This window comes from Undibacterium sp. GrIS 1.8 (assembly GCF_040544445.1).
Taxonomy (GTDB): Bacteria; Pseudomonadota; Gammaproteobacteria; order Burkholderiales; family Burkholderiaceae_D; genus Undibacterium.
Genome location: NZ_JBEONQ010000027.1, coordinates 51,767 through 71,084, shown reverse-complemented (window position 1 = coordinate 71,084; position 19,318 = coordinate 51,767). Strand labels below are relative to the sequence as shown.

Sequence of the window (19,318 nt, the reverse complement as noted above, 5' to 3'; positions counted from 1 at the left end):
CCTCGGCTATCGAACGCCGTTTGAGGTTTTTTATAATTTGGATATACTCCCACTAAAACTTACCTCCCGTTGCTCTTCGTAGCTGAATCCGCCTGGCTTTTTGTTCATTTAATATATGGACTGATTTTATATACATATGGGAGTATATATTTCGCTTCGTATAAGCTCATAGATTACTCGTCATTAGCTTATCGTCAGCTCGCTGCTACCTTACCGCATTTTTTTCATTAATATAGCTATGAATGATGAACTGATGATTTAAACTATTTGAGATTATTTTTACCTACTTTAGTCACACTGCTAATATTTACCTAGCTTTACTAATTATCCAAAACACTTACCGAGTAATCAGGTAATATCTATAGATGACTACAAAGTCAGTAATATTATTGCCAAACTATTCGCGTATTCGGGAGTGTGGAAATTGAAAAAAACAAGGATCTGCAAACAGGTTTCTCTGCAATCATTGGCTCGTGGCGCTGGCGGAACCATCGCTCTCAGCTTACTCATCAGCGGATGCGCAGTTGGCCCTAACTTTACTGCGCCAGCAGCACCGGTCAAATCAGAGAATTATTCGTATACCCCATCGCCCACAGCTAGCCAGACCGAGGCATCTGCAGGTAATGCAGGGACGTCACAAACCTTAGTGAGCGTGCAGGATATTCCAGCAGCCTGGTGGCAAGTATTCCGCTCTGAAGCACTGGACAAATTAATCCGCGACGCTTTAACAAAGAGCCCTACGCTGGCATCTGCCCAGGCGGCATTGCGACAAGCACAAGAGAACTACAATGCCCAGTATGGATCAAGCCAATTTCCTACTGTGACTGGTAGCCTCAATGGTGAGCGCGAACATGCCTCGGCGGTATCTACAGGCATTCCGGGCGGCACCATCTTTAATTTATACAATGCCTCCGTCAACGTGTCCTATACAGTGGACGTATTTGGTGCGAATAAGCGCGGACTAGAAGGTCTGCAAGCAGGTATTGATTATCAGCGTTATGAGGTCGAGGCAGCGTATCTGACACTCACATCCAATCTGGTCACCACCGCGATACGCGAAGCGTCTTATCGGGCGCAGTTACAAGCGACGCAAGAGATACTCGATGCGCAGTCCAGGCAGCTGGAAGTGATTGAGCAGCAATTTAAAGTCGGTGCGATCGCCAAAGCGTCGTTTTTGTCTCAGCGTAATCTGGTTGCTCAGACGCGTGCCAGTTTGCCTGGCCTGCAAAAATCCTTAGAGCAAACGCGGAATCAATTGGCGGTGTATGCGGGGCGCTTACCTAGTGATCCGGGCTTGCCTGAATTCAATCTGGACGCATTGCAATTGCCGCAAGAGTTGCCGGTATCTATTCCTTCCGCATTGGTGCGCCAACGTCCAGATATTCGCGCTGCTGAAAGCTTATTACATCAAGCCAGCGCCCAAATCGGTGTTGCAACGGCCAATCAGTATCCACAATTTTCTCTCACCGGTAGTTACGGTTTTGCATCGACTAAAACCAATAATCTGTTCAGCGAAAATATGAGTTTCTGGAGTCTGGCTGGCGGTCTGACGGCACCAATTTTTAATGCCGGCTCCCTGTCAGCTAAGCGTCGTGCCGCAGTGGCATCTTACGACCAGGCGGCCGCACAATATCGGTCTACGGTGTTATCGGCTTTCCAAAATGTGGCGGATAGTTTGCGCGCTTTAGAGTTCGATGCGCAAACTTTAAAGCAGCAAGCAGATGTTGAATCCATCGCCAAAGAAACCTTGGACTTGACGACCAAACAGTACAAATTGGGTAGCGTTAGTTCTCTGACCTTGCTCGATGCCAAGCGAACTTATCAAACAGCGCGTGTCAGTCTGATTCAGGCACAGGCAAACCGGTATGCGGATACGGCGGCTTTATTTCAGTCTATGGGTGGTGGCTGGTGGAATCGTCCGGCGTTGACGGATATTTCCAGCGCTACCGGTGCCGCTATTACCGACAATAAAGCGGCAAGCACAGAATAAATCTTGTAGTTCTCGAATTTTAATGAGATGTATTGAAGTGATATGAATTGAGTCACGCTTCTTAATCGTATTCGTGACCGGATTAGTATATTAAAGAGGAAGTATTCATGACAAAGCGTATGTTTCTCATGCTCGGCTGTGTGGTGTTGTTGATCGTCGGTCTGGCGTTTGGCAAGTATCTACAAATTAAACAATTAATTGCCAGTGCACCTAAGGCGGGCGCGCAAACCGTGAGCGCCATAAAAGCAGAAACCTTAGAGTGGCAGCCGCAGATTTCTTCCGTCGGAACAGTCACAGCTTATCGTGGCGTCGACATCAGCTCCGAAATCGCTGGTCTGGTACGCGACGTAAAATTTAAGTCCGGTCAAAATGTAAAGCATAACGACATCTTGATACAGCTCAACGCAGATTCCGATATTGCACAACTGCGCTCTCTGGAAGCCTCAGCAGAATTATCTGCCACTGTCCTCAAGCGCGATCAGGCCCAACTGGCAGCAGAGGGTGTCAGTCAGGCACAAGTTGATTCTGATATGGCCGACTTAAAAAGCAAACGTGCTTTGGTCGCCCAACAAGCTGCCAACGTCGAGAAAAAAACTATCCGTGCTCCATTCGCAGGTCGCCTGGGGATCAGCACCGTGAATCCGGGTCAGTTCGTTAATCCTGGTGATAAGTTAGTTAGCTTGCAGACGATTGATCCTATTTTTGTGGACTTCTTTGTGCCGCAAAAACAAATCGCCTCGCTGAAAGTTGGGCAAAGTCTTAAGCTCTTGAGTGATGCTTTCCCCGGTCAGGATTTTCAAGGACAAATCTCTTCTATCAATCCAAAAATCGATGTAGCAACCCGCAATGTTCAGGTAGAAGCAACCTTGAATAATCAAAAACAATTGCTCTTGCCGGGCATGTTTGGCAATGTGGCAATTGATGTCGGCGACAAAAATAAATTTATCACGTTGCCGCAAACAGCGATTACCTACAATCCTTACGGCTCCACTGTATTTGTAATTAAAGATAGCGACAAAAAAGATGAAAAAGGTGAGGTCGCTAAAGTCGCCCAACAAGTATTCGTGACGACCGGCGCTACTCGTGGTGATCAGGTCGCTGTATTAAAAGGGATAGAAGTCGGACAAATGGTCGTCACCAGCGGACAGCTTAAATTGAAGAACGGCACACCAGTGCTGATCGATAATTCCGTACAGCCAAAGAATAGTCCAAATCCAACTCCGCAAGAACACTAAGAGGAGTCAAGATGAAATTTACCGACATTTTTATCAAGCGTCCGGTACTCGCCACCGTCGTGAGTTTGCTGATTGTAGTACTCGGCATGCGGTCCTTGTTTAGCTTACCAGTCAACCAATATCCGCATACTCAAAATGCAGTCGTTACGATCTCGACGACTTACTTTGGTGCTGACGCACAGACTATCGCTGGCTTTATTACACAGCCATTAGAGTCCGCTATTGCGCAGGCGCAGGGCATTGATTATCTATCCTCCTCCAGCTCCAGCGGCGTATCGACAATTACCGCAACCTTGCGTCTTAACTACGATGCGAATCGGGCTTTGACTGAAATCAGCACCCAGGTTAATTCGGTTAAAAACCAGTTACCTGCGCAAGCACAGCAACCAGTCTTGACCGTGCAAACTGGTCAGACGACTGATGCGATGTACATGGGCTTTTATAGCGATACCTTGCCAACTAATAACGTGACCGATTTTTTGATACGCGTTGTTAAACCAAAGTTAGATTCGATTGAAGGCGTACAAACTGCAGAGCTGTTAGGTGCCCGTCAATTTGCCCTGCGTGCCTGGCTGGACGCACAAAAAATGGCGGCATTCAGCGTTACTGCTGCCGATGTCAGTACTGCCTTAGCCTCCAATAATTATCTGACCGCATTAGGTGCATCCAAAGGTCAGATGGTGACAGTGCCTTTAACCGCCGGTACGGATTTACACTCAGTGGAAGAATTTAAAAAGCTAGCAATCAAGCAAAATAATGGCGCAATTGTCCGTCTGGAGGATGTCGCTACCGTCACTTTAGGGTCAGAAAATTATGACTTTAACGTCGCGTTTAGTGGTGTACGTTCGGTATTTATCGGTATCAAGGTAGCGCCGGAAGCTAACATCCTTGATGTCGCAAAACGCGTTCGTACCGCCTTCCCGGGAGTGCAATCGCAACTTCCATCCGGCCTTACCGGGCAAATCGTGTATGACTCCACCGAGTTCATTAACACCTCGATAGAAGAAGTAGTCAAAACGTTGTTAGAAGCGCTGTTAATTGTGACGGTAGTAATCTACTTGTTCCTCGGTAGTTTCCGCGCGGTGATGGTGCCTGTGATTGCGATGCCGCTGTCACTGATCGGTACTTTCTTTGTGATGCTGATGTTTGGCTACTCCATCAATTTACTGACCTTACTCGCGCTGGTGCTGGCGATTGGCCTGGTAGTCGATGATGCGATTATTGTGGTTGAAAACGTTGATCGGCACATGAAAGAAGGTAAGTCCATCATGGACTCATCGCTACTTGCTGCGCGTGAATTAGCTTCTCCGATTTTAGCCATGACCGTGGTACTGATTGCAGTGTATGTGCCTATCGGTTTCCAGGGTGGATTAACTGGTGCTTTGTTTACTGAGTTTGCCTTTACCTTGGCGGGCGCGGTTGCCATGTCCGGTGTGGTGGCGTTGACGCTATCACCAATGATGTGCTCCCGCTTCTTCAAGATGGAGCAAACCAACGGTCGATTCGCAAAATTGATTGACCACAATTTTGAAAGAGTCCGCGGCCGATATTTACGTATTTTGCATAGCTTGTTGAATACTTGGCCTGTGCTGATTGTGATGAGCGTGATTCTGATTTTATGCCTGGGCTTGATGTTTAAGATGTCGCAGTCTGAACTGGCGCCGGAAGAAGATCAGGGTATTGTCTTGTCACAAGTCGTCGGTGCGCCAACGGCTACATCCGATCAGATGCAAACCTATGCTGATCAGGTATTTAAAGTCGCGCATGACATGCCGGAATATAAGCAGATGTTCCAGATCACGGGTGTGCCAACGACTAATGCAGGTATTGGTGGTGTCTTGCTTAAGGACTGGAGCGCGCGCGGTCGCAGTGCCAAGCAAATCCAGCAAGACCTGCAGGCAAAGTGGAACAAGATTGCCGGTGCCAGAATCGCAGCCTTCCAATTTCCAGCATTGCCAGGTTCATCCGGTTTGCCGATTCAGTTTTTGATTACGACGACCGAGCCTTTTGAGAATTTAAATTCAGTTGCTCAGCAAGTGATGGACAAAGCTCGTACCTCCGGTAAGTTTTATTTTATGGACGTCGATTTAAAACTGGATAAACCGCAAGCCACTCTGGAAGTTGACCGCGACAAAATTACTGCGCTAGGGATGACGCAACAAGATGTCGGCCAGGCGTTGGGCGCTGCCTTAGGTGGTGGTTATGTAAATTACTTCTCGATTGCTGGCCGCTCCTACAAAGTGATACCGCAAGTGCAGCAGGTGGACCGTTTAAATCCAGACAATTTGCTCGATTTTTATATCCGCACACCAACCGGTAGCATGATCCCGGCAAGTACGGTGGCACACATCACCACCAGCGTGGTACCAGAGGCGATTAACCGGTTTCAGCAATTAAACTCGGCAACCATCTCTGGTGTGGCAGGCGTATCGCAAGATGAGGCATTGACTTATCTGAGTGGCTTAGTCAAAGAGATTGCACCGGCTGGCTACACCGTGGATTACGCTGGTCAGTCGCGTCAGTTTAAGAGCGAATCAGGCGGTTTTCTGGTGACGATGGCATTCGCGGTGATTATCGTTTTCCTCGCCTTAGCGGCGCAGTTTGAAAGCTTCCGCGATCCGATCGTGATTTTGATCTCGGTACCATTGGCTTTATTTGGCGCGATGATTTTCATCTTCTGGGGCTTCTCGTCGGTCAATATTTATACTCAAGTTGGCTTGGTCACATTGATGGGACTAATTAGTAAGCACGGTATCTTGATCGTTGAATTTGCGAATCAGTTACGTAAAAAAGGCTTGAGTAAACGTGACGCGATTGAAGAAGCTGCAGGCGAACGTCTGCGCCCGATTCTGATGACGACAGCAGCGATGGTGTTCGGCGTATTACCTCTGGTAATCGCGTCCGGCGCAGGCGCAACAGGTCGTCATGCGATGGGTCTGGTGATTTTTACCGGACTCTCCATCGGCACACTGTTCACCTTGTTTGTGGTGCCTGCAATGTATCTGGCGATCTCAGGAAAACATGTTGCTGAGACGCCTGCAGAGCCAGTGGATGCTAGCCACCGCGACGACAATACAGTACCAAAATTGGTGTAACTAATGGGTTTGCTCTGCTAGTTTTATCTGATATTTGTGCATTTAATTGTGTAGTTAATTTTGCAGTTAATTGTCTAGTTAAGCAGATGTCAAAAAGAACGAAGCAAAAAGGCCAATTAATAGCGAAAGCAATAGCGACACGAAGAACGAAAGTAAAGCAAAACCCACCTTTTAATCAAGGTGGGTTTTTTATTACATCACTTAGATTTCTATAAGCTGATTAGTATTAGTTTTGTGCCTGACAACAATTAATCAGATTTAATTTAAAGCGGACGCTCAATTGAAAATCGGTTTACAAACATGGGGTAGCGAAGGCGATGTTCAGCCATTTATCGCATTGGCGGCAGGCTTAGTGCAGGCTGGGCATGTTGTGACTTTGCTGGTGACTGATAATGAGGGGCGGGATTACAGCAAGTATTCTGAGCAGTTCGGATTTATGCTGATTAATGTACTTGGCACCGAGGAAATGTCGCCAGAAGTGATGGAGCAGCTTTGGCGAAAAATGGTTGGTACGCGCAATCTGATCACGCAAACCGAGATGATCCTGAGTTTTGGATTTGATCCGGTGATGGAGCAGATGTTTGCTGCAGCAAAAGAGCTATGTGCCAATAATGATTTGGTGGTGGGACATTTTTTCTTGCATCCCTTACGAGCCGCTGCGGAGAAATCAGCGACACCAATTGTGACGGTCAATCTTGTCCATAGCTTGCAGCCATCATCGCATCTGTGCCCGGGAGGGTTTCCTGACTTTGGGGCTTGGAGTTATCCCTTTGCATGGAAAATAGTGCGCGTTATTCTGAATCATATTTTTTTGCCGCGAGTGAACGCGCTCAGGCTGAGAGAAAATCTGGTTCCCAATACCGATGTCATCCAACAAAGCTGGGTATCTGAGCGATTGAATCTGATTGCGGTCAGCCCCAGCATTTTTCATGTGCCACCGGATTGGGAGGGCACACACAGCGTTTGTGGCTTCCTCAACTTACCAAAAGGTTTACCACAAGCTGCGTCACCGGCTGGGCTGGAAGAATTTATTGCTGCTGGAAACCCACCTGTTTATTTCTGCTTTGGCAGCATGATGATTCATCATTTGAATTACATCCAACAGACCGTGGCGCTTTGGAATGAGGCGGTTAAGCGTGTCGGTTGCCGCGCTATATTCCAACTGCCTTGGGACGATTTGTCGGTGTTTGATTGCAATGAAAATGTCTTTAAGGTACAGCGTTCTACTCATCAAATTATCTTCCCGCGCTGCGCTTTGATCGTCCATCACGGCGGCTCTGGAACCACGCAGGCTAGCCTGCGCGCAGGGCGACCATCGGTGGTAGTTGCTCACATCGCCGATCAATTTTTTTGGGGCACAGAGCTACAACGACTTGGTGTCGCCGGACCAAAGTTGATCCGTAAGCGACTTTCTGCAAAGTGTCTGGCAGCCTCTATTGCCAAGGTGTTGGCATCGCCAGATATGGCAAACCGCGCAGCGGTAATTGCTCGGGCAATGGCGCAGGAGAATGGTGTGGAAGTGGCCGTTAAATTGCTGGAGGCTTGTATCAGTCGGCCATCTTCTACAAGCGGTTTGGTCACTGAATCTTAGACGAGTAGTTTAAGGCGAATAAATATACTCCTTATCTGTATATCTAGGTTGTCCATACAATTATTGGTCAATAGGGCATATTTATAAATATTTATGGGGAGTATATGTTTATGTCCTTAGATATTTGTAATCGTCCAACACGATTTATATCGCTATATCTTTGCTCAAAAGAATCATGGAGCGCGTATTTTTTGCGAATCGCCATGTACAATCTTTCGGGTACCTACCTCGCTTAATTTGTTCACATATTTGGATCATTAATTCAGATCACCGACAGGAACTACCTTGCTTAATTTCATGAACCCCAAAACATCGCCGGACAAGTTAGCCAAACTCGTTGGTGCGGCGACTGTGCTTGGTATGCTGTATTTTGGCAGAGAGTTTCTGATCCCGATTACATTGGCTGTGATTTTAAGTTTGTTGATTGCGCCTCTTATCCGGCGTATGCGACACATTGGTTTTGGGCATGCGGCGTCTGTGATTGTGTCGGTCGTCACGCTCACGCTGGCGCTGAGTACTTTGTGTATTTTGATTGGCGTGCAGGTGATACAAATGGGTGCCAGCCTGCCAAAATATGAAGAGACCATCCCGTGGCAAACTCCGCGCACTGGATCAGTTAACGCTGGGCAAACTGAACGCACTGACCGGACAGGCAGACCGGGTGATGGATGGTTTATCGGACTATTCAAAACCAGTTAGCAGCGCGCCAGAGAGTGTGGCTCCGGCAGATACCCCGACTAAGGTCGCTAGTAATCCTAAGCACAGCGGCAACAGGGCTGCAAACAGCACCGCAGGTGGTTCCGCCAATACTGCAGCAAGCGCCGTGGCTAGTAGTGCAGTCAGTACTGGGCTGAATACTGGGCCTAATACTGGGCTGAATACTGGAACAAATGCCGGAACAAATGCGGGAGAAACGACTACCGCCACTAAGAGCATTGTGCCGATACCGGTCGAAGTCCGCCCGCCACCCTTAAAGCCCTTCCAGCTAATAGAAAAAATATTTAACTCAATATGGGGACCAATCGAAACGACCGGTATTGTCTTTGTTGTCCTGATATTCGTCTTACTTGAGCACGAAGCCCTGCGGGATCGTTTTATCCGGCTCATCGGCAAGCATGATTTGCGCGAGACCACCATTGCAGTCAATGATGCTGGCGAACGGCTTTCTCGTTTTTTCTTATCCCAGTTTGGGGTGAATATTGCGGTGGGTTTGCTGATCTGGTTAGGGCTGAGCGTCATCGGACTTTCGCAAGCCCTGCTATGGGGTGCGATGGCCGCTATTTTGCGGTTTATCCCGTATGTCGGCGTTTGGATTGCTGCGGTGTGCGCGACCTTGCTGGCCGCTGCAATCGCGCCAGGATGGTCGCTGGCGCTGATGACCATCAGTCTGTTTTTTGTAGTGGAGCTGGTGATTTCCCAATTGATAGAGCCGCATCTGTACGGACACACCACCGGATTGTCGCCATTGTCTGTCGTGATCGCGGCGATTTTCTGGAGCTGGTTATGGGGTCCGGTAGGTTTAATGTTATCCACGCCGCTGACGCTTTGTATGGTGGTCGCCGGGCGCTATATCAGCTCGCTGAATTTTTTAGAAGTATTGTTGGGCGAGATACCAGCACTCACCATGCCAGAAAATTTTTACCAGCGCGCCTTAGCGGGTGATGCACAAGAAATCATCGCCAACGCCCGTCGCTTCTTAAAGCGCAAATCGTTTAGCGCCTACTGCGACACGGTGTTAGGCCCAGCCTTGCATTTAGCGAAAATGGATTTTACTGACAGAGCGATTACCAAGGTCGAGCAAGTCAAAGTCAGTAACGCCATTGTGTCCGTGATCCAGGAGTTGGGCGAGAACCGAAAATGGTGGAAGCATTATTCCCGCAATTCCTTATTAGAAGGAATTAGCCTAGGACTGCAATTGCGTAGCCAGCGCGAACGGATGATCGGGCAGTGGCAAGGGCCGATCAATGCGCCCGCCGGATCGATCTTGCTGAGCATAGGATTAAGCAATACCGATGTACTGGCGGCAGAAATATTGGTCAGAGTTCTGCGTGCGCAGCATATTGACGCACGTCATTTCTCTATTGAGGAATTTGAATTGCCGCCGCCACCGGATTCCACCCCGGACATCATTTCTATGGTCTGTTTCGTCAGCACTGATCCGATCAAAGGCCATCAACATCTGGAATCCGCCGCCACTAAATTACGCAGTCAACTACCCCACGTAAAAATCGTAGCGGTCTTGCTAGCTAACCCGTTTGATGAAACCGAAGGTGTCTTGGAGCAAGTTGCCGGTGCAGATCAGATCGTCAGGTCTTACCAGGAAACGCTGCAAACTTGCCTTGAGGTGATGCCGGTGTCAAGTACCGTCAGCGAGCTTGATGCGTAGCAGGTAGATTATTGTGTAGGATAAATACTCCAGGCGGGTATTTTAGGTTGTCCATATGTTTGCTCGTCCACACGGCGATTTTTTTATATTTTAGGGGGAGTATGTTCTTATTCCTCTATATTATTGACTTGGTTTGTGGGCATGACGGACTCAATCATTAATACATGCTCAGCGCAGTGTGATTGCTAAGGGGCGTTCTTTTTAGACTCAATTTTTGTACTGACTTAGTCGCAAAGATTGATGGCTCAAAAAAAACCGTAGCATTTCCCGCGATGCATCCGGTCCTTTTGCATCGGTATAACTCCCAGCTGGATTGCCGCCCGACCATGCATGACCTGCGCCATGGATGACCCAATGTTCTGCTACGGAGTGGCCATCACTATCGTAATAAGACGTTGTAGAGTAGGTATGACCGCCATCAGTTTTACCTGTTTGCACTGAGATATTTTGAGGCGACTCAGAATCGATTTCTATATTTTGGGCCGCGATATTTTGTTGAATCAGGTGTTCACCATTACTGGCGTTGACTGTGTGATCCTGATCGCCGTGAAAAACAATCATCGGGATGGCCGTCAGCGCTGCTTCATCTAGTTGCTGGCAGTTGGCCTGAGAGCTGCCATTGCGCATGGCGGATAAAGCAGAAGGAACATTATTTGCCGATGCATACGGCAATCCAGAATGGACGCCAACAGCGGCATAAATATCTGGATAAAGTGTTGCCACAGTAACGGCCATTGCGCCGCCTGCAGACAAGCCTGCAATATACACACGCGTCGTATCTACCGGGTAGTCACGGATAATGTCTTGAGTAATTCCAGCGATAATGGAGGGCTCGCCTTTGCCGCGTGACTGGTTGTCGGTCCTAAACCAATTCCAGCATTTTTGCGCATTAGCAGACTGAGTTTGCGCCGGGTAGGCGACAATAAATTTCTGCTCCTCTGCAAGCAAATTCATTGCAGTACCCGTTGCAAAGTCGTCTGGATTTTGGGTGCAGCCATGCAGCATGATCAATAGTGGTAGCGGCTGATCATTGCTGTTACTGGGAATATAAATTTTGTAAGTTTGAGAGGGACGCGACTTAGTATGAAAGTGAATATGAGGCACAAGCTGGGGGTGAATTTGAGTCTGACCCTGTCCCTGTGTCTGATCATGACTTTCTTTAACATACGACTTAGTCAAAAACTCTCCCTCGGCAGGAAGATCCGTTGGCATCGCTTCGCTGTACGGCCAGGTTGAGGCTACTTTTATTCTATTACTCTCACGTAAATCTTTGACCGGTTTACTGATGTCGAAGTTACTGAAGCCAGGTGTTTTGGGTATTCGGGGTATGGTAGGTAGTGTCGGTAATTGGAACGGCGATAATTTCTTAGATCGCTTCTGCACAATACGTTTAAAGGGCATGATTATTTTACTCAATCCCTTTGGGCTGGCGATGCGAAATAGTGTTGTGATTGTTTTTAATTGAGCAATCCAATTCTTGTTTTTACGCATGGTAATTCTCTGTTGATTTAGCGGGAGATTTTAATGTTCTCTGCAGGTACCGCTAGGGTGCCTATGTGATAGCTGGACTTCCAAGATAGCAAACACTACATCAACGAGATCGCGGGTCTTCACGACTATACAACTAATAGATAAACATGGCTCCAATAATCTGGAGCCATTAAAACGATGATCACAATATTCATTATCGATATCATCGTTATTATTTTTCGTGACTCAATAGTGCACTAAGCGCTCTCGTCAGACCGGTACATAAAAAATTTCCGGCGTATATAAATTTGGGTGGTGTCTGTTGGTTGTATCGTATGGTTTCTGCTTTCGTCATACCTAGAGCGGAGAATCATCCATATTTTTGGGCTCAGTCACGGCTAGTCTATTATGTTCTGCTCGGAATTTAGCCGACATCTCATACGCCGCTTTTCGGAGTCGCATGATAGAACCTAAAGGCCGGTGTGCAACAACGCCATGCCACGGACTAAACGACATGCCGTCATCAATCGCTTTTGAGCGGCCTTCACTCCAGGCGACCTGGGACGGTACCGATATGCGGGCAACGGTCAGGTAAGGACTGAGCTCTTCTGGCCAGGCCACAGAGGCATCTTCAATCGGCATTTTTTCTATGTCAGTACAAAGCTGTACACGCAATTCCCATTCTGCATTGTTGTGCGCAAAGAAGTCGACTACTGCCTCACGCAAGCCATTCGGTTTGTCGTTTAAATCGACCACTGCGCCAGTCAGCTCCGCCAAACCAGAAGACACCGGGACGACAGAAAATTTTGCCATGTAGTCGCCGAATAGAATCGGCACCTGACTAAAAAACGTTTCGCCTAAAATATGCGTTTCTGGATGACCGCCCAAGGCGATGATCGTACCGCTCTTGCCTCCGGCCGCTTCCAGCACTTTTTCTGTGCTTTGTAATACTGAGGACAATACCTTTTTTAAGCCTGGCGCTTTATCGGTAGTCGATGCTAGTAATTTTAAGCTACCCAAAAATTCTTTCGCTCGTGGCGCTGCAAAAGTAGTGCTGCCGTTGACCAATAAAAAATCTTGAGTAACATCCTCCTCGCTACCTGCCAGCCGCTCTCCCTTGACCCCAATGAGTTTAATTGCCATACCGCGTGGTGTGGATACGGCATCGTCCAGTACATCACCTGGGATGGTCGATAATCTGATGACCACCGGCCATGTTCCGGGAGTAGCAAAAATACCTTGCGCCAGTACGGGCGCCAGATTGTCTACAACCGACATTTCCCCATGTAATAAGCCATGACTTTTTGCATGCACACTACGGGTCGCGTGACCTGAATCTTTGTAGGTGATGTCCGAAATATGTCGCAGCGTTTTGAGCAAACCGATTTGTGTTTCATCCTCTTCCTCTTCAGACATTTCATAGCTTGATTTATAAGGCAGGGGTGACGTTGGTGGCAAATTTGGTGGCAAATTCGGTGGCATAAGAGATGGCATGGCTGACCCTTCGGTAGTTGTTAAGTCGGGTGCCGAGTTTATGGTTTAAGCCTAAACACAGTCTGTGTGTGACCGCACGTAAGCGTAATCGAGGCGGTAATTAAGTAAGAGTCCAACAGAATTTAGCGACGCTTACCAAGCGAAAATAACAATCGCAGGAAAAAAGGACTTATGTGGGTTATCGAACCGATCTCTGCCAATAATCGGCGTAATTTCAAGTCAGCTGTGACACGGTCAGAGCCAACCAGAAAAATGGAGAATCGTATGCATGCCCAAGCTGAAGCAAAAAATGAGAGCCTGATTTTTGATAACGAGGTCGATGAATTTAATATTGGGAAGCCATCTTGGACTGCGACGCTGGCGCGGGACATCGGTGCCGCTGCACTATCGCTGGTGTTCATCGTCTTGTTAGCGGGATTTTTACTTTCTCTTGGCTCAAATTAAAGGCTACGCTTTTTTTGAAGGAATGATGATGTCTACTAAAACACAATTTCATGAAACGCCCGAAGGTCTTTGGTTATTGCGAGTGTATGACTTCCATATTGATCCGCACTCTAAAAAAGAAGTTGAGGGCAAGTCCATCACCTCGGAAAAAACTTTTCATTCTGAGGCGGAAGCAAGTGAGGATCTGGCTCATTGGAGCAAGTCCACTGGCCCCTATTTGGGAAGAGTGCCAAATGCGTGATCCCGCTTTCTGTTTTGCCCTATTTAATTAACATCGAAAAATTTTTATGGAGATGTACATGAGTGATGAATACTTAGATTTACAAGCGGCAGTGCAATACGATTTGTTCTCTCACGCTGATCAGCAGAGCCCGGTAGGCTATTTGTTAGATCGTGTTTATTACGCTGAACCTGGCGATCATCCGATGGAAACGCATACTGAGCATGGCCTTTTCTTTTACAAAAAGGCGAACCTTCAAAAACTCATGTACGGAACACCCGCCGGCAGATTGGAAGATAACGTCATTGTCAGTAATAACGGTAATTGCTACTACCTGAAAGCGCTTTAAAAGATTATTTTGCGAATCGGTATAAATGCCTTTGTATTGTATTTAATTGGGAGATAAGTTCGGCGAATACGACTAGGTGACACCGCGTAACGGTATTGTCCTTTTGTATTTTTCTGATTAGATTTTGATTGATACTTAGCTTGTGTTTGGTTTGTGCTTAATTAATACTCCCTATAAGTATATTTTCTTGTTCATGTCATTATTGGTCTATAAGCGATATTTTGATTTTTTTACGGGGAGTATGTTGATGTTTGCTACGAGTAAGCAGCTAGCGTGGCCGTAGAGCTAACCGGCAGGTAGTTGCTAACGATGACCGAAGCAGCCAATCTAGCCTGGCAATTTAAACTAGCAACTGAACTTTACAACTGAGCCATCAATCCAGATGTAGTAAAGATGTAACAAAGATGTAATAACTAAGCCCGTAAGAAAAAATCATTTCAGATCCTCTGGCAGAAGCCCCCTTCAATATTGCTATTTTGTTGCCGTAGATTGGCTCAATCAATAGCCTCCCAACGCCAGATACTAATCCCGCATTAAGCAAAATTGCCGTTGTAATGATAAGGCGGACTTCCTACGCAGATTACCTAAGACTGTTTAAGCGGTGAGCATCTTTTGGTCGTAAAACAATTCCATTTTTAAATTTATCCAATGACAGAAAAAACGTCGCAGCAGTTTTAGCGATCGCTTCTCGTTGTAGCGTCAACTGATAAGCCCAGATTGATACCCATAGCAATATGGATCGCCGTAAAAAAGTGATTGGACGGGACATTCCGTTTATCGCAGTATAAATGTGGGAGACACCCACATTTGGCAAAAACGCCAGAGTAAATATAGTGCCAATTATATTTACATACATAAAATAGAGGCTACGATGAATAAGATAACTCGCATCAAAAAATGGTCGTTAATCGTCGGTATTATGCTCAGCAGTATCTTGCCAATATCCAGCGCACAGGCGGCGGCATGGACGCTGACCGGCGCAGTCGTGACGCATGATCCTAGTATGATAAAAGACGGTAACACTTGGTGGATCGTTGAAACCAGCGACACCGGTATTGGTGTCAAATACTCGCCTGACGGGCATGCCTGGACGCAAGGTGGCAGCATATTTGCTGGCGGCTTGTCGTGGTGGGGGCAGTACAACGGCAATTCTAAAGTCGTTTGGGCACCCGACATGCGTGTCTATAATGGCAAAGCGATTTTATACTATGCCGTATCGACCTTTGGTTCGCAAAAATCAGCCATCGGACTTGCCACCGCATCCAGTATTGCCAAGGGCGACTGGGTTGATAAAGGGCTTGTTTTGTCCTCCAAGAGTGGCGATAACTTTAACGCGATTGATCCGAATTTTTTAGTCGATAAAGCGGGGCAGCCGTGGCTGACTTTTGGGTCTTGGTGGACTGGGATTTATACCAGCAGAGTTGATCCAACCACATTAAAGCCGATTGGTACCCGATACCACCTGGCCTCTGACAGTAGCGGGATTGAAAACGCCTTCATCATGATCAATGGTGGCTACTACTACCTGTTTGTTTCTAAAGGTACTTGCTGCTCAAAAGCAAACAGCACTTATCACATCTCGTATGGCAGATCGACTAGCATTACCGGCCCTTATCTCGACATGAGCGGTAACGATATGCTCAATTCTGGCGGTACTACCTTAGAGGCGGGCGGCGGTCGTTTTTTTGCTCCTGGCGGAGAGTCGGTCAGTAACGGTGTACTCGCCAGACATAAACTGGATAGTCAGAATAATTTCAATGGCGTCTTATTTTTAAACGACCTGTATTTCTCAAATGGATGGCCAACTTACTAATCTCTTCGCTATTTTGTCAGCGCTAGGTCAGGATCAGTTTCAGGCTCATGACGCTTCGTTGTGAGCCTGAAGCCCTTTACGATCATCATTTTTTGCTAACTCCTTCGCCACTCCTTCAAACCTGGTACGACATAATTACCAATGATGATCGCATTGAGTGTTGCAGTTGGTAGCAGAAGTGTTGTAAATTCCCACGGCTTTTACACAGAATAAAACTATCTCGAGCGATGAGCTAATCTGTGTTGCTCTTAAATCGTGCTGGCTTACATCACCTCTTGCTTGGACAATATGCGCACAAGTTGCGCTGAATTTTTCTGGCGTGGCAATTTCCCTAGGCTTACAAGGGCAAGTTTGCCCTTTTTGGCGATGTGATCTGACATCGTTATAGCCAATCAATTCCGAAGTCGTGCTCTTAGCGAGCTTCTAGGCTAGTTCCTAAGCGAGTCCTGATATCGATATTGATATCGAAAACGCTAAAAAATTGATTGGAGAGATTTTTGTGTGCACCTTAAGATGAATTTAGAGCATGTAGATAAAAATGCCTGACCTTGAAGCACATAACTAAAAATATATTGGAGACGTATGAAACGTAACGTATCTGGCCCAGATATGGCCAAGCCTTATCGCCCTTTGGTTTTAAAAGTATCTGTGGCGGCGCTCGCCAGTGTCGGGATACTGACTTGCGCTTCTGTCTGGGCGCAAGAAACTAAAGCAGTTGCTGCTGCTCCAGACGAGGGTGTCGTAGTGGTGGTCACCGGCGTACGCAAGTCGGCTGAAAGCGCACTGCAAATCAAAAGAAATTCAGATCAGGTCATCGATACCATTGTTGCCGATGATATTGGTAAATTCCCCGATACAAATGTTGCCGAGACTTTGGCGCGTGTGAGCGGGATTCAGGTTCGTCGTGATGCCGGAGAAGCCAATTCGGTATTGATACGCGGACTCCCCGGGATTGCTACGTTGTTAAACGGTAGAGAAATGTATACCACCAACGGACGCTATGTGAACTTGGCAGATATCCCGTCAACTATGTTGCAACGGGTCGATGTGTATAAATCCCAAAGCGCCGATTTGGTGGAGGGCGGTATTGCTGGTGTGGTGGATGTCCGCACCAATCGGCCTTTCGATTTTAAAGGTTACACATTTTCAGCTAATGGGCATTTGGAAAACAGCGATAAATCTAAATCCAATGACCCTAATGTCGGGATGATGGTATCCAATCGCTGGAAAACAGCCTACGGCGAATTTGGTGCCCTATTCGGTCTGTCTTATGTTGAAAATAAGTACCAGGAAGAGCGCGCATTTAATACCAATCCAACTAGCCAGGGTCCTAATCTCACAGGTCCTTTTGTGATGGGTATTGAAGCTATTCCTGGTAATCGTCGCCGCTTGGCTGAGAATGTTGCCGTGCAATGGCGTCCTAATGCGGATGTTGAGTTGTACGCAGAGGGCATCTCTACCCGCTATAAAAATACCTTTGAAACTGACTTTTTTGTTGGGCTGCCATGGCTTGGTAATTCAGTGACGACCACGACGATTCCTGGTACAAATCAGGTGCAGACGATCTCTTCGCATAACACTTTTACTATCGACTCAACCCAGGCAAATAAGGCGGATACGCTGACACAGCAGTTTGCCGTCGGTGGCCGGTGGAATGCGAGTCCGGGCTTAAAATTTACTTCAGAAATATCTACTACCTCGAGCAAATACACTTGGGCTAATCCGATCCTGGATACCAATACCACGGTACCTAATGTCAATGTCAATACCAGCTTGAATGACACGCCTAATTTTCAATACACGGGTATTGATATGAAGGACGCGAAAAATTTCTCTTTATTTCAATTATTTGATCGTTATGGTCGTGATAAAGGGGGCTCAACTGATTGGCGTGCGGATGGTTTTTATACGCCGGAGGCCGATGGTTTATTTAAAGAGTTTAGCGCTGGTGTTCGCGTTTCCAGCAGAACGGCTGAATCAATCAAATCATTTGAAGGTGGAGTAGGTGCGCCACCAGGCATTAATGCGGCCAGTATTAATGGCTTGAGTTGTGTATCGCCAGCCTTGGGCGGTAACTATGGCTTGGCGCAATGGTACACACCATGCGCTACTTTCCTGATCAATAATACGGCTGCGATTCGCAATGCGGTAACAGGCTCTTCCAGCGCGAAAGCACTCGATCCGGGATCAATGTTCCAGGACTCTGAAAAAAGCTATGCATTTTATGGAAAAACAAATGTTGGCTTCGACTGGGGTAGCGTGCCGGTCAGCGGAGTCATTGGTGTACGTATAGTTAAAACAGATGAGGAACTGCAAGGTAATAATTTGTTGACCGACGGTAGCTATGTTGCGACACAAAAAAGCAGTTCGAGTACAGATGTATTGCCAAGCATGAGTTTTAAATTTAATTTGCGACCAGATCTGATCGCTCGTCTGGCAGCAGGTAAAACGATTACTCGTCCAGATTTTGCGCAGCTCAATCCGGGGGCGGCTTATATAAATGCTGGCGTGACTGTCAATCCGACCGCGACAGGCGGTAATCCAGACTTAAAACCAGTAACAGGGCGCAATTTTGATGCCGCACTTGAGTGGTATTTTGCACCAGCGGGATCTGTCAGCGCGGCGGTTTTCCAGCATTATTTTGACGGCTATATTCTCAATAAAACACAAGCGGAAACTTTCGCGGGGACGGTATATCAGGTCACACGTCCTTACAATACCGACAGCGGACAATTGCAAGGTTTGGAAGTCGCGTATCAGCAGTTTTATGATAAGTTGCCTGGCTGGTTAGGTGGCTTTGGTTTGCAGGCGAACGTGACTTATATGGAAGGTAAAACGACCAAATCAGTTGACCCGACTTTAGTCGATAAGCCTTTCACTGGCTTATCAAAATTCTCTTATAACATTGCCGCTTTGTATGAGAAAAATGGTTGGTCTGGACGTTTGGCTTATAACTGGCGTTCTAAATTTGTGGATACTTATAATGCCTCTAATTCCGGTTTGGATTTGACGGTTGCACCGATATCGTCGCTGGATGGGTCGCTGAGCTATAAGATCACACCTAATCTTTCAATCACTTTAGATGGCAGCAATTTGTTGGACTTTAAGTACAGCGATTACTTTAGCAATCCTAATGTGTATCCGCGTGACACTCGCCGCTACGACCGCAGGATAGGTATAGGTTTGAACTGGAAAGGTTAATCTTTCAAAGCTAAACAGATAAAGGTCAAG

The 19,318-nt window shown here is 47.0% G+C and carries 13 protein-coding genes; 11 read left to right on the top strand and 2 right to left on the bottom strand.

The window, feature by feature from the left end:
• Window positions 1-424: 424 nt before the first annotated feature.
• From AAKU64_RS13890 to AAKU64_RS13865, 6 genes are all read left to right on the top strand, one after another.
• The gene (locus AAKU64_RS13890) at window positions 425-1,990 is read left to right on the top strand and encodes an efflux transporter outer membrane subunit (RefSeq protein WP_354362297.1); all 1,566 of its coding nucleotides are present in this window, start codon (window positions 425-427) and stop codon (window positions 1,988-1,990) included.
• A gap of 107 nt (window positions 1,991-2,097) precedes the next feature.
• A complete protein-coding gene (locus AAKU64_RS13885; protein ID WP_354362296.1) occupies window positions 2,098-3,225 on the top strand; it encodes an efflux RND transporter periplasmic adaptor subunit in 1,128 nt (375 codons plus the stop codon).
• Between the two features lie 11 nt (window positions 3,226-3,236).
• Window positions 3,237-6,320 carry an efflux RND transporter permease subunit gene (locus tag AAKU64_RS13880; RefSeq protein ID WP_354362295.1) on the top strand — a complete coding sequence of 1,028 codons (3,084 nt, stop codon included), beginning with the start codon at window positions 3,237-3,239 and terminating at the stop codon, window positions 6,318-6,320.
• Between the two features lie 280 nt (window positions 6,321-6,600).
• Window positions 6,601-7,911 carry a glycosyltransferase gene (locus AAKU64_RS13875; RefSeq protein ID WP_354362294.1) on the top strand — a complete coding sequence of 437 codons (1,311 nt, stop codon included), beginning with the start codon at window positions 6,601-6,603 and terminating at the stop codon, window positions 7,909-7,911.
• A gap of 297 nt (window positions 7,912-8,208) precedes the next feature.
• The gene (locus AAKU64_RS13870; protein WP_354362293.1) at window positions 8,209-8,610 is read left to right on the top strand and encodes an AI-2E family transporter; all 402 of its coding nucleotides are present in this window, start codon (window positions 8,209-8,211) and stop codon (window positions 8,608-8,610) included.
• Window positions 8,519-10,297, top strand: a complete 1,779-nt coding sequence (locus AAKU64_RS13865) for an AI-2E family transporter (protein WP_354362298.1) — start codon at window positions 8,519-8,521, stop codon at window positions 10,295-10,297. The genes AAKU64_RS13870 and AAKU64_RS13865 overlap by 92 nt, the downstream gene beginning before the upstream one ends.
• Window positions 10,298-10,504: 207 nt before the next feature.
• Here AAKU64_RS13865 and AAKU64_RS13860 read toward each other — a convergent pair whose 3' ends face one another.
• Together AAKU64_RS13860 and AAKU64_RS13855 are read right to left on the bottom strand one after the other, a co-directional pair.
• Window positions 10,505-11,788, bottom strand: a complete 1,284-nt coding sequence (locus tag AAKU64_RS13860) for an extracellular catalytic domain type 1 short-chain-length polyhydroxyalkanoate depolymerase (RefSeq protein ID WP_354362292.1) — start codon at window positions 11,786-11,788, stop codon at window positions 10,505-10,507.
• A gap of 336 nt (window positions 11,789-12,124) precedes the next feature.
• Window positions 12,125-13,261 (bottom strand): catalase family protein, encoded by a 1,137-nt coding sequence (locus tag AAKU64_RS13855; RefSeq protein ID WP_354362291.1) that lies wholly within the window; start codon window positions 13,259-13,261, stop codon window positions 12,125-12,127.
• Between the two features lie 171 nt (window positions 13,262-13,432).
• On the opposite strand from AAKU64_RS13855, the gene AAKU64_RS13850 reads away from it, so the two are divergent.
• The 5 genes from AAKU64_RS13850 to AAKU64_RS13830 all read left to right on the top strand — a co-directional run bounded on the left by AAKU64_RS13850 (window position 13,433) and on the right by AAKU64_RS13830 (window position 19,288).
• Entirely contained in the window at window positions 13,433-13,705 is a 273-nt protein-coding gene (locus AAKU64_RS13850) for a hypothetical protein (RefSeq protein WP_354362290.1), read from the top strand.
• A gap of 28 nt (window positions 13,706-13,733) precedes the next feature.
• A complete protein-coding gene (locus AAKU64_RS13845; protein WP_354362289.1) occupies window positions 13,734-13,946 on the top strand; it encodes a hypothetical protein in 213 nt (70 codons plus the stop codon).
• Between the two features lie 58 nt (window positions 13,947-14,004).
• Window positions 14,005-14,274, top strand: a complete 270-nt coding sequence (locus tag AAKU64_RS13840; protein ID WP_354362288.1) for a hypothetical protein — start codon at window positions 14,005-14,007, stop codon at window positions 14,272-14,274.
• Between the two features lie 871 nt (window positions 14,275-15,145).
• On the top strand, window positions 15,146-16,087 hold the full coding sequence (locus AAKU64_RS13835) for a family 43 glycosylhydrolase (RefSeq protein WP_354362287.1): 942 nt from the start codon (window positions 15,146-15,148) through the stop codon (window positions 16,085-16,087).
• 582 nt (window positions 16,088-16,669) lie between these two features.
• Entirely contained in the window at window positions 16,670-19,288 is a 2,619-nt protein-coding gene (locus tag AAKU64_RS13830; RefSeq protein WP_354362286.1) for a TonB-dependent receptor, read from the top strand.
• The last annotated feature ends 30 nt before the right edge of the window (window positions 19,289-19,318 follow it).

Coding starts and splice junctions, on each gene's coding strand:
- AAKU64_RS13880 (WP_354362295.1), top strand. CDS start 3,237: ATGAAATTTACCGACATTTTTATCAAGCGTCCGGTACTCGCCACCGTC.
- AAKU64_RS13845 (WP_354362289.1), top strand. CDS start 13,734: ATGTCTACTAAAACACAATTTCATGAAACGCCCGAAGGTCTTTGGTTA.
- AAKU64_RS13840 (WP_354362288.1), top strand. CDS start 14,005: ATGAGTGATGAATACTTAGATTTACAAGCGGCAGTGCAATACGATTTG.
- AAKU64_RS13885 (WP_354362296.1), top strand. CDS start 2,098: ATGACAAAGCGTATGTTTCTCATGCTCGGCTGTGTGGTGTTGTTGATC.
- AAKU64_RS13830 (WP_354362286.1), top strand. CDS start 16,670: ATGAAACGTAACGTATCTGGCCCAGATATGGCCAAGCCTTATCGCCCT.
- AAKU64_RS13855 (WP_354362291.1), bottom strand. CDS start 13,261: ATGCCATCTCTTATGCCACCGAATTTGCCACCAAATTTGCCACCAACG.
- AAKU64_RS13870 (WP_354362293.1), top strand. CDS start 8,209: ATGAACCCCAAAACATCGCCGGACAAGTTAGCCAAACTCGTTGGTGCG.
- AAKU64_RS13850 (WP_354362290.1), top strand. CDS start 13,433: ATGTGGGTTATCGAACCGATCTCTGCCAATAATCGGCGTAATTTCAAG.
- AAKU64_RS13860 (WP_354362292.1), bottom strand. CDS start 11,788: ATGCGTAAAAACAAGAATTGGATTGCTCAATTAAAAACAATCACAACA.
- AAKU64_RS13835 (WP_354362287.1), top strand. CDS start 15,146: ATGAATAAGATAACTCGCATCAAAAAATGGTCGTTAATCGTCGGTATT.